We start from the raw sequence: 12,663 nt of genomic DNA, 5'->3' as shown, positions 1-12,663 counted from the left end.
ACCTGCAAGAGATCAGGCCTCAAATGAATCGAATATCCCGCCATGACAACACCCATCCGATAAGTGTTGCAATCACCGCAAGAACCCAAGGATCCCCAATCGGACGCAGCGGCGTCCGCTGAGCCACCGGCTTACGGGCGCGGTTTGTTCCCGCCATGATCGGCAAGACCGGCAGCGCAGTCGGGCGGGATACGAGAGAATGTGTGAGTGAATGGCCACGAATTGTTAGCAGCGTTTGAAGAAGCGTTCGACCACTCGGTCGTATTCCATGGTTTCGCCGAGCACCTGCGTGACTATGACGTGTTCATATACATGTCTGCTGATCCACGAAGTGGGATCAAGCCAAAGTACCTTCGCTATCGATTCACTCATTGTGTTCTCGCCACCGTGAAGACCGCTATCTCGCCAAAAACGTGGGCGCGTTCCTTGGATGAACGCTTACTGCACTACGACGCAGCCATAGAGTCTGGTGTGAATGGGTATGTTTGGGGCGTCAATTTCCACGACCTCTATCCGGGCATTTCCCTTGTAGAGGAATCGGGGGAAGCCGCGGCATGGGGTGACCGCCTGGGCATTCCCTTCTACGAGGCTCGGCTCGAGACCAACGCTCAGTATCTGGATCTCGTCTTCTCCGACCTTGTCGTCACGGAGGTCGGAGAAGGGTTCGCGCCTTTCGTTGTCCCACCGGAAGGGTCCGACCAAGCGGGCGAGGGATAGCGATACCTTCGTGATGAGGGTGTCCGGTGAAGGATCGGCTTACGTGCTCAAGTACGTACACGGCAGGCGCCGGGAACCGTGATCTAGTGATGTCCAATTTGAGGGTTGTTCATAAGGGGACGGCCCATACGATTAACCCGTCGTTCTCTGCCTCCTCCGCGGAGGCCGGGGACAAGGGTATTTCTCGCAGAGTATCGAAGCTGATGAATCCGGGGGTCTGGTCTGAGAGCATTCGGTCTATGACTAGGGCTGAATCAGTGGTCGTGCGGATTCTGCCTCCGAAGGGTAACTGGCTTTGCGAGGTCAGAGAACAACGCAACTGGCCGGCCTGTTCGTCGTACCAAGCATAGAAAGTCCCCCGATTTGGAGCCGTTTTGAATCTGTCCCGCAGTCCATTGACGACTTCGTCGAGGGCGGCAGCAAGATCTGCGGCGGAAGCGCGCGGCGAAGTAGCTGCAGAGTACGCCCAAGTGTTTGCTCTCACCTCTTTCTCTGGGTGATCCGGTAACAGCACTATGTCTGGATCGTCTAGATAAGACACGATCTGGGCGGCAAGGGTTTCAATCACGGCCGAAGTCTATAGGGCATGTGTCCTGCAAGGCAGCCAAACCGGTTTGAGCTTGGCCCGCTGAAGGATCGTCTAACGGGCGCTTGGAGCGTCCGGAGAGTCACCCCTGCCGCACAGCGTTCCGTATAGCTGAGACGCACGAGTGCTGGCCATGCACGTCAGAGTGCGTCCATAGGTTCTGGGCCGGACGTCCAGACGTTGGTAGGAGCGAAATCCATCTCCCAGGCGGGAACGAGTCCCGTCACATCGATGTGGTCGGGGTAGCTGGGTATGTCGGCTGGAAGGGTGGGCAGTCTGCCGGCATAGAATTCGACGGATTGCGCCTTGATTAGCAGATCCATGCCATTGGTTCCTCCTAGAGGACTCACTTCCACGCCGGTGGCAGATGTTTCTATATGGCACTCAGCCACTGACCAAACCTGAGGGTTTGGCCTGTCCCTTTGCTGCGCATTGGTCCATGTCACCTCTGTCGTCCTACGGAACATCATGACCCCACAGTTGAGTGAAACAATGTCGATCTCAGTAGGAAGATAAGTTGTGCGGATCTCGAACAGCGCGCCCACGGTTGAGTGGAGCACGTCGATGCGTACGTCCAGGAGTTGTGCTTCCTCGAAGATCCAGCCAGTAGTCAATGGATTGTGTTCGGGTTTGCCAGGTAGGTCCAATATCTGGCGTAGAAAGAGGTCCGCGAGCTTCATGCACCGAACTCTACGTGGACGCTGACCTGCCTACACGCACACCCAGCAGTAGAGCCCTTGCCCGGAAGCCTTGGAGCGTCGGGCCAGGCTAGCCAAATCCTTTAGGAAGTCGGCAAGAAGCGCCGGGTCGGCGGCGTTCCAGAACTCCTCGGTCTCCGACCATGGGATCGCCACCTGTTCAAGGATTTCGTCGGAAGCGGTGGCCAACGCTGTGGAAAGGGGCTCCGTTAAGGTCAGTACAAGACGCTCCCCACCATCCCGATCCGCGAGGGCTTGCCCGCTCCGTGGATCGTCCATGACACGGTCGAAGGACCGTCCAGTGAGCAGTTCTTCTAGTGTTCCCAGCTGCACAACGGGATCAATACCGTTGCCGGATACCGTGTCGAATACTGCCGCCTCCAGGTAGGTCACGGCCGCCGGTGCCGCCGGTGGGCGTTTACGGCCGAAGATGCCTCGCCGGGGCTCGGTCGGCGGAGTGATCGTCGCCTGGGATCCGGGACCACCGATACGGTCGATCACCGAGGCTGCTTCCTCATCGGAGGCAGCAGAGAAGTAGTCAAAAAGAACACCCATGATCGACATTCTCCACTACGTGGGGACGCCACGGCTAAGCCGGTCGACAACGTAGTCCGAACCAAGTGCGCCTTTTGGTGAACGGTTAACTTGATAAATCACCGCCCGTAAGTCGGTCCTCCACCGGACGCTCTTCACTCCTGACGAGCTCCGAGCCAAGTCCTCGTGGCTCTGCGGCATTCCGATTCCCGTAACACCCGCCCGCAAAACTGCCCGGTGAAGGTGCCCTAAACGCTACACGTGCACTCTGATCTTTGAGCTGGCCGCTTACCATGTGTGTTCACAGCAAACCCGTTGCGACGATCGTTGGAAACCGCCCTGTCCCCATTGGTGTGCAACCGTCCACGCCGCTCGGCGGTCTACCCCGACTGGGACCGAGTAACAGGGTGGTTGGATGACTTTGAAATATGAGTACCGACTACTCGTGTGCATGACCAGCGATGAGCCTTGAATTAGCTCAGCGGGTTCATGGCAGACGGCGAGAATCCCCCAGTTCGCTGATCAATGCCTCAGTAATCTGCCGGCAAGGCCGGATAGCGGTAACCAGAAGCCTGTCCGGCCTTTCGCCTGCCCTGATTTAGCGTCTCGGAATGGCCGCGGGGGCTCTGCTGCGAGGGCTCCGTACCAATGGCTTCCGGGAACGTCGGGCCCTCTTTTGGGCCAAGTCCCGCCCGGCTGCCCTGCGGGCGTCCCGGCGGGTTTTTCGCTGAAGCCGGTCAAGACGAAGGAGCATGAGGAAAACGAATCCTATCCATAGGATGGCGGCCCCCAGAACGACACCCATCAAAACCAGTGGCTGCATGTCTGCAATGTACCCCGTGGAGAGCGGCCCAATCCTGACCCCGCGCTGCCCTGCCATCTCGCAAGATCAGCGGCGTACTGGCGGACCTCCATGTAGCTTCTGTGCGAATAGCCACCCGAAGCCCCAATATTGGGGGCGTTTTATCTGGATGACCAGAGAGGTTCGCGAGTGAGCGGGGCTTGGTCGAATATGAGATCTTCTGTGGCGTGAGGCGTAGCCTTAGCGGCATGGGGAAACTGTCAGGTGGCATCATCGTACGAGCCATAGTCGTCAGCGCGGCCATGATGTCGTTGGAAACCGGATGCGCATCGCCCGGTCAGTCTGCCGGGAGCCCAGTTGAGTCCGCCGATATCCCAGTTTCGGTAAGCAAACCTGACGTGGTGCTGTGCCAGGGGAACAAGGTGCCGGTTCAGGCACTGGAGAACCCGAGACCGGCCAGCGAGCTCGGCACGGAAACCGCCCCGGCCCTCCAAGGCCGCGGCGTCTCGGCTTTTGACCCGGTCACCTGGCTGATTGCGCAGGAGAGCAGTGATCGCGTGATGCTCATGAACAAGCTCGCTGTTCCCCAAGATCACGGCTACGGCGATATCCGCGACCACGTGTACATTGTCATTTCCACCAACTCCATGGCATCGGAACCAGGCAAACCCGTTTGGGCGGTCGTTGAATCATCGACCTGCACTCCCACGCTCGACCTCGGCGAACTGAGAGCGGGCGCAGTCACTCTGGACCCCTCCTTGCCGCCGACTCCTGAGTCCGACCGCGTGGCACTGCTCGTCACGGAGTTCGACTGCAACTCCGGGCAAAACGCCGAAGGCCGGGTTGACGTCGTCAAGCTCACCGAAACCGAGTCCACGGTCGAGATCGTCCTAGGGGTGCGGCCCGCCGGGGCGCAATGGGCCACCTGTCAGGGAAACCCAGCGACACCGTTCACAGTCGACCTCCAACGACCACTCGGTGCCCGAACAGTCATGAACGCCGCCGTCGTGCCCGTCAAGGAGATCACCGCACCACCGTTACCACCCAGAATCAACGAATAGATTCATTGGCCGGCTGCTCCGCGTCGCCGTCCGAATCAGCGGCTGTTCCGCACTAGGAAATTCGGGGCTTGTTGGGTCCAGCCATCCTCGGACGAGACCGAGTTCAAAGCCTCCTGCGTGCCGGCAGGGACCAGAAGCCAGGCCGCTTCCGTCCTGCCCGGGCTCTCAACTTTAAGTCCAGCGCTCTCAAAGCGCTTTAGTAGAGTGCACCCAACGGAGGCGCGCTGCCTGTTGGCCGGGACGGAAAGGATGCAGATCCTCTTGCCGGAAGGAGTCCCTGGCATCGAGTCGACTTCGGCTGCAGGTGCACCGAAGTACGTGTAGGAATCGCTGTAACCCAGCAGCCGGGTCTGCGAGGAGTCAATACCCAAACTTTTTAGATTTGTTTTCGAACAGATTTTCAGGTCTTGGGAGGCCCGGGACGCCTTCCGCCCTTAGGGCTGAGGCGCCAGTGGATTCACACCCCCGCACGACGGTAAGGGCATGGGCTCAGTGGGTGTGCTAACGACTGTCGATTGGGGTAGGTTGCGGGCGCTACTGGCCGAAACCGCTGTGTACCATCGGGTGGCTGTCAGTCTGTGAAGCCCGGTGAGGCGGGCAAGGACTGCGGGCGGGAGTTGCAGCGCGAGTTGTCCGAGCGCTGCGCCGCGAAATGTTTGGGCGGATATTCCGATGGCCGCGAGTCTGCTCGAGAGTGTATGCGGGATGATCGGCCGTCCGTGGAGATGCCCTGGGTAGAGCCAGTAGTTCTCTTCGCCATCCCCGCCAAAGCGTTTGATGACTCTGTCGGCTTTGGCTTGAAGTGCATACTCAGTGAGCTGAACGGGTAGCTGGAGCGGGTCCGGGCCGAACCGGATCATGGCGTACCCGTTGTGGAAAGTGATGTCCTCCACCCGCAGTGCAGCGATCTGGTGGGGCCGAAACCCGTAGAGGATCACCAGGATGGCGGCCAGGCGCAGGCCAGGATCCTCAATTCCATCCGGATCCATCGACCTGCGCAAGAGCTGGGCTCGTTCGCTTTCTGCCGATGCTGAGGGGATCGCCAGAGGCGTCGGCGGCGGGTATTGGGCCTCGAGCCCGGTATTGATACCGGTCGCCCTGCACCACTTGAGGAACATTCGAACATGGCCGCGGTGGGTGTACCCTCGCACGATCCACTGGTCGACGTCTCGCTGTCGTGCGGAACGAATCCCGAGGTTTTGTTCGTGAAGGAACCCGAGGAATGCATGCACCATCTTCAGTTCCCTTCGCCTCCACGCCCATTGGGCGGGGCTGAGGACACCGTTCCTGGCTTGGCGGAGGTGACGCCAGCGCGCATATCTGATGAACGCCATCCGGTCACTCGGGTCGCCGATGGACGCGGCTTTGTTATCGATCCAGGACTCGAAACTGAGAAGGTCTTCGTTCCGTTTAGGCAGTGCCCCATGTGCCACGAGGAAGGACCGCAGCCGCCGGGTGCCCGCGTCCTGGCCGAGCATATCCAGCCCATCATGGGTCATCGTTGCCCGTCCTTCCTTGAGTTCACGTAAGAGCAGAGGCAGTTTTCCGCGGGCGAGCGAGGAGTGAACGTGGAGTCCGTCTGCTGCGAGCAGTACGTCAGTGGCTACTTTGAGGACCGGCCAGCTCTGTGCGACGTCCGTGAGGGCATCGGCTAAAGCGTCCTTGGCACGGCATTCCCGGCATGGTTTTTTCTTGTTGAGGTACTCCCAGAGCGGGCATCGGGCGCAGGGACGCACAATCTCCGGGTGTTTGCGTCGACATTCGCTGCATAACGCCTGTCCGTGGATTCTTCCAGCCATGGTCCTCAGCTCACCACAATGGTCGCAAGTGATCTGGGCGCCATGGGTTCCCGGCAAGTGCCGTTGGCCGAAGACCTTGTGCGGGATATCGAGGTCACGCAGTTCATCGGTGAGGGCGAGCAGCAACGGGCTCCGCCTGCCCGCTGCCCGGGACGAGGCAAGTCCTCGGACCCTGAGCTCGAACCACACCCGCAGGCGGTCACCGCGGTCCGGTAAAGACCAGGCGACAGCACGGGAGATGTGCATGGGGTGAGGTTTGTAGCCGGCCAACAGTTCGAGCAACCGATCGCACAGCCTCGTCGTCGATGTCCGCAGCAGCGAATCCCAGCAGTGCCGGCAGACAGCCCCGCCCGGCACAAGCTCGGCATCGGAGTCGTCCTGCCCGCACTCAATGCAGCCTTTCCGGGGCTGGCCGCGGACCGAAAGCGATCGCGGTTTCACACGGCGTTCGGCGGCAGAACGCCTGCCCGTCGGGGCCGGTAGCCCTTGTGCTTCAAGACGTCCAGACCGGGCTCGGTGGTTCCTGCCTCCGTGCCGTTGGCGTCTTTGCGCGCCGCTGGCATCTGGATTTTGCCGATAAGGTCATCGGCGGAGCAGTCAAGGGCGTCCATGAGCGCTACCAAGACCTGCAGGTTCAGCCGTTCCGGTTTCTCGGTAGCAAGTCGGTAGACCTGGGAAGCGGACAGATGCACTCCCCGTTCGTTCAACAACGGGATCAGTTTGGTCGTCGTGAACAACCCCCGGGTGGCCATCACTTCCCGCAGCCGCCACTCATAATCCAACGAGTTCACCCCTCCACCTTCCCTGCACCGGCTGCCTTCATGATCCCTGACACGGCATTGTGCATCATTTGGTTGGCGAAATCGGCGCTGACCGCGGTGTAGATCGCCGTTGTCGATAGGTAAGCGTGCCCGACCTGCCGCTGGATGAACATCGGATCCACACCGTCCTCCGTCAGATGAGTGACATAGCTGTGCCGCAAAGCGTGCGGGGAAAGCACCCGGTCAAAGCCAAGCTCGTCCCGGTACTCAGCAAACCTGCGGCTCACTTCATCGGCCCGCAACCGGCGGCCGCGTTCAGAAACCCACAACGCATTCGACTCTTCAGCACGCACCAGCGGCCAGATGTTCTCCACATAATCCTGGACCGCGTCCACGGCCCACTGATGCAGCGTCGCCACCGAACGCCGCTTGGGGGCCCCGCCCCGTGATGACTTGCCGTTCCGAACCAGCAGCATCCCGAACGAACCAAACTCAGGGGCGTGCGGATTCCTGTAGAAATCAGTCACATCCAGACCAGCGGCCTCACTCGCCCGAAGTCCCCACGCATAGGCGACCTTGAACAAGGTCGCATCACGGTAGGCAACTAACGTCCCCTTCCGCCCCGACTCCAAGCGCACCCCGACTTGCTCATCGGCATAATCAAACAACCGCTGAAGCTCCACCCTGGTCAGCGGACGCCGACGCGGGCGACCCTCATAATCCTGCAGATGACGAGTCGTGTTCCACTCAGTGCAAACCTGCACCGGATGCGTGCCGAAACGGGCCTCGCACTCGGCCACCCACTCATAATGAGGCGAGCAAATGAAGTCACAGAACTGGGCCACCACATTCTGATAATTCCGGAGCGTTGACGGAGCCAAACGCCGGACCGCGACCAGGTCCTCCATCCACTCATCGAACAAAGCCGCCGTCCAATGCCAAGGAAACACCCCCGCCGATTCCCTGAAGCGTTGCACCGTGCCCAGATCCGTCCGCACGCCGGCCTGCCTCAAGTTCCGGCCACCAACCCGCTGCGCCCGCCACCCTTCAAGCATCGCCGCGAACACGGCCTCTTCCTCGTCCAGATACGAAACTCCCGGAGCAAGGTACAACGAAGCCGACCCAAAATGGCCGTTCCCGGAACCCATAATCAAACCCCCTGATGCATCATTCCTGCATTAAACGCATGAAAAACGACAGGAGTCAATCAGTGCAAGCCACAAATGCCATGTCCTACCAGAACCTGCAGGGCTGGCGCCGCTGTACATCCTGCATCAGGTGCAACTTGGTGGAGTCGTTATTTTGTCGCTGCGCTGCAGTACAGTTAATCGAACATAGTTTCGAATAAAAGGTGTGTTGTGGGCGTGATAGTCGGCCCCCGTGTGGTAGATGCGGGACTCTCTCTGGTGACGGTGTTGCTGGCACCGGTCGCGGTCCCGGCCGGTTATCCGTCGCCCGCCCAGGACTACTTCGATGGCCGGATAGACCTCAACGAACACCTGATCAAAGACGTGACCAGCACCTTTATCGTCCGGGTCACCGGGCAGTCCATGGAACAGGCGGGCATCAGCGACGGTGACGAGCTGATCGTCAACCGGGCCCTGGAACCGAAAGACGGGTCAGTGGTCGTTGCCGTCCTGGATGGAGAGTTGACGATAAAGCGGCTGCGGATCACGGCCTCGGGCGTGATCCTGCAGGCTGACAATCCGCGCTTCCCTGACATCGAGGTTGCGGCGCTGTCGGAACTGACGATCTGGGGCGTCGCCACCAGGTGCCTGCACCATGTCTAAGCGGCGTTGTTGCGTTAAACGGGAGATCGGTGGGGCCGGTGTCTAAGCCCGCGGTGATGCGCCGGATGCAGGAGATCGCGCACGTGGACGTGAACTGCTTTTACGCCTCCGCTGAGCGTGTCTTTAATCCCGCCCTGGAGGGCAGGCCGGTCATTGTTCTCTCCAACAACGACGGGTGCGCGGTGACACGTTCCCCCGAAGCCAAGCGCTTGGGCATTGCCGTGGGTGATCCGTGGTTCAAACTCCGCCCGAGGGCGAAGGAATGGGGCCTGGTGGCCCTGTCCAGCAACTATGAGTTGTATGGGGACATTTCCGCCCGGGTGATGGAGCTGCTGGGCAGGTACTCGGCCTGGCTGGAGGTGTACTCCATCGATGAGGCGTTCCTGGGCGTGAAGGGTGAACCCGATGAGCTGCTGGCCCTGGGGCGGGAGATGAAGGCTGCGTGCCGACGGCACGTCGGCGTGCCAGTGTGCGTCGGGATCGCGCCGACGAAAACCCTGGCCAAGCTCTGTAATAAGTGGGCGAAGAACAACCCCGCGTTCAACGGTGTCTGCCGCTGGGAGTCAGTGCCGGCCCAGCAGCGCGAAGCGCTGATGGCCAAGTTGTCGGTGATTGAAATCTGGGGCGTGGCCACCAGATTGACCAAGCGCCTGAATGCGATGGGGATCTTCTCGATCCTGGACCTCACCCGGGCAAACCCGGTCGCGATCAGGGACAAGTTCTCCATCGTCATGATGCGTACCGTCCTGGAACTGCAGGGAACACCGTGTATCCCGATGGAAGAGGAACGGATCGGCAGGGACCAGCTGATCTTCTCCCGGTCCTTCTCCACACCGATCACCACCACGGCCGGCCTGCGGCAGGTCATGAGCGTCTACGCGCAAATGGCCTCCGCGCGGCTGGCCAAACACGGACTGCAAGCGAAGGTATTGACGGCGTTCGCGGCGACGTCGCACTTCAACCCGAACGAAAAGTCCTTTCCCTCGGTGTGCCTGGCCCTGCCGATGCCGACCGCTGACCCGGTGCTGTTGACCAGGGCCGCACTCGCGCTGCTCCCCCAGGTCCACGAGGGAGTGAAGTACGTCCGGGCCGGGATCATGGTCACCGACCTGCGACCGTCCGGGAACCAGAGACCCTTGGAGCTGTTCGAGAACCCGCACGAAGAACGCGGCATCGGCACCCTGCTGGAGGACGTGGCCAAACGATACGGCCGCGGGTCCATCGGACTAGGCCATGCCGGGATCAAAGGCGGCCCTGACTGGTCCATGAAACGCGACATGCTCTCCCCCAGGTACACCACCCACTGGGACGAACTTCCCCTCGTCAAAGCCGCCTGACCGGCGCCAAGCAGAAAGGAAACCACCATGACCCTTGCACCTGAATCATCCACCACCAGCCATGAAGTCTCCGTCCGGTTCAGCCCCGACGGCACCCCGTTGGCGATCCGTCACGACGGCCGGATCTGGATGGTCGATCCCGACGTCCACACCGCCCACTGGTTCACCCGGGACGCATGGTGGGAAACCCGGGACCGGGCCGCCGTCGGCACCGGCGATGTTGTCAGCATCGAGCACTGGCAGGTCCAAGCCAAACAGCCCAGCACCAACAGCAAGCTGCGCACGTTCACGCTGCGGCGGGAGCCGCTGGCCACCGCGTGGCAGCTCGAATCCATCAGCTAGTGCCGTCTGACCTGTCCCGGTCCCCTATCCCCGAGCACTGTGGATGATAAGCCCTTGCCGCGCCCTGGAGGGGGACGCCCGGTAGACCACTGCAAAGAAGAACACGGCCAGCACTGCTGTCAGCCTTGGAAAGCACACTGACCCGGGCAGTTGCCGTTAGTAGAGGTGCACGCGTGGTGGGGACCTTGGGTCGATGAGCTCGCTGGTCACGTCCGAGAGCGGCTTTGGTCGCCACGGCATTCATCTTCCGAAGCCATACGACTTGGTTGCGCGCGATGCAGTAATGCGATCTGCAGGGGAATTGGCCGTTGCCCACAGAGTGGTCAAGGGACACCGTGCCGTCGAAGGTAAGCGCCCAGTCGTTGGGACCAAACGGTGTGACTACTTTGGTACCGCAACCACAGGCGCATAGGTGAACTGCGGTTTCGTACGCCATAGAGATGTAGAGATTGCCGGGCTCTGGTTCAGCAGGGATGGACACGACGAACGCCGGAGTGAGACGCCGGTATTTCATCCTTCCGTCTCGCGGTTTCCGAATCGGTGATTGAGGTTACCGGAGTCGATGTCGAACACGGTGTGATGTTCGCTTTCAAGGTCGGCGTAGAACGCGAGCAGCTTCTTGTAACGGAGCACAGCGAGGTTCGCCGTCAAAGCGTTGAGCTCGTCGACCTGGAGGTTGGTGTCGTACTCAGCGTCTTCCCCGACAAAGTAGGACACCACCTTGTCGATGTGCTCGCCGTGCCCGGGAGTGAACGTGGTGACCCGAAGTGCGCCGTTGACCCCCTTGGAGTCCTTCCCGAGGCGATACCTGTATCGACGAACGGGATACCAGCCACCACGAGCGCGTCGATGATGGCCTTAAATGTCGGACGGTCGAGGTAAAGTCCGCGCATGGAATCGGAAATCCTCAAGTACCTCACAGGCATGGCGCATGATCCCTTGGCTAGATCCGTCATCGGCGCGGTTCTGGCATTCCTTGCCATCAGTGTTCTAAAAGGCACTGGAAAGTGGCTCTGGTCCTGTCTAACGAACATCCCTAAAAGGCTCAGCCGCTGGGCTGACCGTCAACAGAGCATGCTCTAACCGCATTTTGAAGGACTGAAGCCCTTGAACCGACATGACCTCCCCCTGCTCTCTGTGGAACTGATCCCGAAACCCGTTTTCGGGGAAAACCTCCGGAATCGACTAACGCGTTCTGAATGGGAGAAATGTAAGAAGTTCGCCAGGGCGGCATCAGGAGACGTGTGTGGCATTTGCGGTGGCGTTGGTGTTAATGGCCGTTTGGATTGTCATGAGCGTTGGGATTGGTTGAAGGATGGCGAGCTCCACGTTCAAGAGCTCGTGGGACTGATCGCGTTATGCCCGCGATGCCACAGCGCTAAGCACTATGGCCGAACGCAGATAATGGGGTATGCCAGCGATGCGGATGAGCAGCTAAAGAAAGTTAACGCGTGGTCAGCGAAACAGTTGAATGACCACCTACTCGCAGCCCGGGATCAATGGCTGGAGCGAAACGCCCACGACTGGAAACTGGACCTTGATTGGCTGCCAGCAACGCTCGGAATTATTCCGGGTCCTGCAAGGGAAATGGAGTTTTCAGCGCAGCCACCAACGGCTGAGGCACCTGCTGTCGCCGTGCCTGCACACGCGTTTTCAACGGCGGGGCAGCTGAAACAAGCGCAAGCAACTTTGACGGACCTCCAGGAACAACTGAAACAAGCCCGGTACCGGGCTAAGTACGCAGAGTCGTGGAAGGAGAAGATCACTGATCCAGAAGCAGGGGAACAGCGACTAGCCGAAGCAGTCGCTGAAGCCAAGGACGCCGCCAACGCCGTGCGGAGGCAAAAGGCCGCCGTGAAACGCTTGGCCGAGAACTTGGACCGGGAGCAGAAGAGGGAGAGAACCCTGAAACGTGCCCAAAAGAAGTGGCCCCAATACACCCGCGATGAAATCGACCTCGCCGACAATGCCGCCAGAACCATCGGAACGACGAGGGCTGTGATACTCCGTGATTACGTTCCTGTGACCCGTCAGCAAATGGCTGCCGAAAGAGGCATGACTGTTGAAGCCTGGGTGGAGTCATCGTTTGCCCTGGAGCGCTTCCAAGACGCCATGGCCTTTAGGGAGGCCCGGGAAGTCGGACCCGACGTGCCCCTCGATGAGAAGACAGCGGCCGATCTCGATATCGTCCTTGCCACCCCGGACCCTATTAGCCCCAGTGGCGGGCACTAGCAAG

At 60.3% G+C, this 12,663-nt stretch carries 16 protein-coding genes; 7 read left to right on the top strand and 9 right to left on the bottom strand.

The genetic code is table 11. The annotated features are described in order from the left end of the window. Nucleotides 1-207 precede the first annotated feature (207 nt). Nucleotides 208-717 (top strand): YxiG-like protein, encoded by a 510-nt coding sequence (locus tag ABIE18_RS21480; protein ID WP_499724540.1) that lies wholly within the window; start codon nucleotides 208-210, stop codon nucleotides 715-717. Nucleotides 718-826: 109 nt separating this feature from the next. Here the strand turns inward: ABIE18_RS21480 and ABIE18_RS21475 are convergent, their stop codons facing one another. The 3 genes from ABIE18_RS21475 to ABIE18_RS21465 all read right to left on the bottom strand — a co-directional run bounded on the left by ABIE18_RS21475 (nucleotide 827) and on the right by ABIE18_RS21465 (nucleotide 2,556). After that, nucleotides 827-1,285 carry a hypothetical protein gene (locus tag ABIE18_RS21475; RefSeq protein ID WP_499724539.1) on the bottom strand — a complete coding sequence of 153 codons (459 nt, stop codon included), beginning with the start codon at nucleotides 1,283-1,285 and terminating at the stop codon, nucleotides 827-829. 158 nt (nucleotides 1,286-1,443) lie between these two features. Then, the gene (locus tag ABIE18_RS21470) at nucleotides 1,444-1,983 is read right to left on the bottom strand and encodes a hypothetical protein (RefSeq protein WP_499724538.1); all 540 of its coding nucleotides are present in this window, start codon (nucleotides 1,981-1,983) and stop codon (nucleotides 1,444-1,446) included. Nucleotides 1,984-2,013: 30 nt separating this feature from the next. Continuing rightward, entirely contained in the window at nucleotides 2,014-2,556 is a 543-nt protein-coding gene (locus tag ABIE18_RS21465; RefSeq protein ID WP_499724537.1) for a hypothetical protein, read from the bottom strand. A gap of 1,029 nt (nucleotides 2,557-3,585) precedes the next feature. On the opposite strand from ABIE18_RS21465, the gene ABIE18_RS21460 reads away from it, so the two are divergent. Then, nucleotides 3,586-4,398, top strand: a complete 813-nt coding sequence (locus tag ABIE18_RS21460) for a hypothetical protein (protein ID WP_499724536.1) — start codon at nucleotides 3,586-3,588, stop codon at nucleotides 4,396-4,398. Nucleotides 4,399-4,433: 35 nt separating this feature from the next. On the opposite strand, the gene ABIE18_RS21455 is transcribed toward ABIE18_RS21460, so the two are convergent. From ABIE18_RS21455 to ABIE18_RS21440, 4 genes are all read right to left on the bottom strand, one after another. After that, entirely contained in the window at nucleotides 4,434-4,769 is a 336-nt protein-coding gene (locus ABIE18_RS21455) for a hypothetical protein (protein WP_499724535.1), read from the bottom strand. Between the two features lie 63 nt (nucleotides 4,770-4,832). Then, on the bottom strand, nucleotides 4,833-6,443 hold the full coding sequence (locus ABIE18_RS21450; RefSeq protein ID WP_499724534.1) for a site-specific integrase: 1,611 nt from the start codon (nucleotides 6,441-6,443) through the stop codon (nucleotides 4,833-4,835). A gap of 191 nt (nucleotides 6,444-6,634) precedes the next feature. After that, nucleotides 6,635-6,988 (bottom strand): helix-turn-helix domain-containing protein, encoded by a 354-nt coding sequence (locus tag ABIE18_RS21445; protein ID WP_499724533.1) that lies wholly within the window; start codon nucleotides 6,986-6,988, stop codon nucleotides 6,635-6,637. Continuing rightward, on the bottom strand, nucleotides 6,985-8,025 hold the full coding sequence (locus tag ABIE18_RS21440) for a tyrosine-type recombinase/integrase (protein ID WP_499724532.1): 1,041 nt from the start codon (nucleotides 8,023-8,025) through the stop codon (nucleotides 6,985-6,987). Before ABIE18_RS21440 ends, ABIE18_RS21445 begins: the two co-directional genes overlap by 4 nt. Before the next feature lie 291 nt (nucleotides 8,026-8,316). On the opposite strand from ABIE18_RS21440, the gene ABIE18_RS21435 reads away from it, so the two are divergent. From ABIE18_RS21435 to ABIE18_RS21425, 3 genes are read left to right on the top strand one after another with little or no spacing between them, the layout of a single operon-like run. After that, nucleotides 8,317-8,748 carry a LexA family protein gene (locus ABIE18_RS21435; protein ID WP_499724531.1) on the top strand — a complete coding sequence of 144 codons (432 nt, stop codon included), beginning with the start codon at nucleotides 8,317-8,319 and terminating at the stop codon, nucleotides 8,746-8,748. A 56-nt stretch (nucleotides 8,749-8,804) separates the two neighbouring features. Beyond that, nucleotides 8,805-10,085 (top strand): Y-family DNA polymerase, encoded by a 1,281-nt coding sequence (locus tag ABIE18_RS21430; RefSeq protein WP_499724541.1) that lies wholly within the window; start codon nucleotides 8,805-8,807, stop codon nucleotides 10,083-10,085. Nucleotides 10,086-10,112: 27 nt separating this feature from the next. Then, complete coding sequence (locus ABIE18_RS21425; RefSeq protein ID WP_499724530.1) at nucleotides 10,113-10,427, top strand: hypothetical protein; 315 nt, start codon at nucleotides 10,113-10,115, stop codon at nucleotides 10,425-10,427. Here ABIE18_RS21425 and ABIE18_RS21420 read toward each other — a convergent pair. Next, entirely contained in the window at nucleotides 10,420-10,941 is a 522-nt protein-coding gene (locus ABIE18_RS21420) for a ubiquitination-like system serine protease family protein (RefSeq protein WP_499724529.1), read from the bottom strand. The genes ABIE18_RS21425 and ABIE18_RS21420 overlap by 8 nt on opposite strands. Continuing rightward, entirely contained in the window at nucleotides 10,938-11,144 is a 207-nt protein-coding gene (locus ABIE18_RS21415; RefSeq protein ID WP_499724528.1) for a hypothetical protein, read from the bottom strand. The genes ABIE18_RS21420 and ABIE18_RS21415 overlap by 4 nt, the downstream gene beginning before the upstream one ends. Nucleotides 11,145-11,318: 174 nt before the next feature. Between ABIE18_RS21415 and ABIE18_RS21410 the strand changes: the two genes are divergently transcribed. After that, nucleotides 11,319-11,510: a hypothetical protein gene (locus ABIE18_RS21410; protein WP_499724527.1), complete on the top strand. Its 192-nt coding sequence runs from the start codon at nucleotides 11,319-11,321 to the stop codon at nucleotides 11,508-11,510. A 384-nt stretch (nucleotides 11,511-11,894) separates the two neighbouring features. Beyond that, nucleotides 11,895-12,659 (top strand): hypothetical protein, encoded by a 765-nt coding sequence (locus ABIE18_RS21405; RefSeq protein WP_499724526.1) that lies wholly within the window; start codon nucleotides 11,895-11,897, stop codon nucleotides 12,657-12,659. Nucleotides 12,660-12,663 lie beyond the last annotated feature (4 nt).

It is taken from the genome of Arthrobacter sp. 2762, from assembly GCF_040548745.1.
Classification (GTDB): domain Bacteria; phylum Actinomycetota; class Actinomycetes; order Actinomycetales; family Micrococcaceae; genus Arthrobacter.
The sequence above is the reverse complement of the archived record's forward strand: the minus strand, read 5'-3'. Positions and strand labels throughout refer to the sequence as shown.

Excerpts from the sequence above, each read along its gene's own strand:
- ABIE18_RS21470 (WP_499724538.1), bottom strand. The coding sequence starts at position 1,983 with ATGAAGCTCGCGGACCTCTTTCTACGCCAGATATTGGACCTACCTGGC.
- ABIE18_RS21465 (WP_499724537.1), bottom strand. The coding sequence starts at position 2,556 with ATGGGTGTTCTTTTTGACTACTTCTCTGCTGCCTCCGATGAGGAAGCA.
- ABIE18_RS21460 (WP_499724536.1), top strand. The coding sequence starts at position 3,586 with ATGGGGAAACTGTCAGGTGGCATCATCGTACGAGCCATAGTCGTCAGC.
- ABIE18_RS21450 (WP_499724534.1), bottom strand. The coding sequence starts at position 6,443 with ATGCACATCTCCCGTGCTGTCGCCTGGTCTTTACCGGACCGCGGTGAC.
- ABIE18_RS21430 (WP_499724541.1), top strand. The coding sequence starts at position 8,805 with ATGCGCCGGATGCAGGAGATCGCGCACGTGGACGTGAACTGCTTTTAC.
- ABIE18_RS21425 (WP_499724530.1), top strand. The coding sequence starts at position 10,113 with ATGACCCTTGCACCTGAATCATCCACCACCAGCCATGAAGTCTCCGTC.
- ABIE18_RS21420 (WP_499724529.1), bottom strand. The coding sequence starts at position 10,941 with ATGAAATACCGGCGTCTCACTCCGGCGTTCGTCGTGTCCATCCCTGCT.
- ABIE18_RS21410 (WP_499724527.1), top strand. The coding sequence starts at position 11,319 with ATGGAATCGGAAATCCTCAAGTACCTCACAGGCATGGCGCATGATCCC.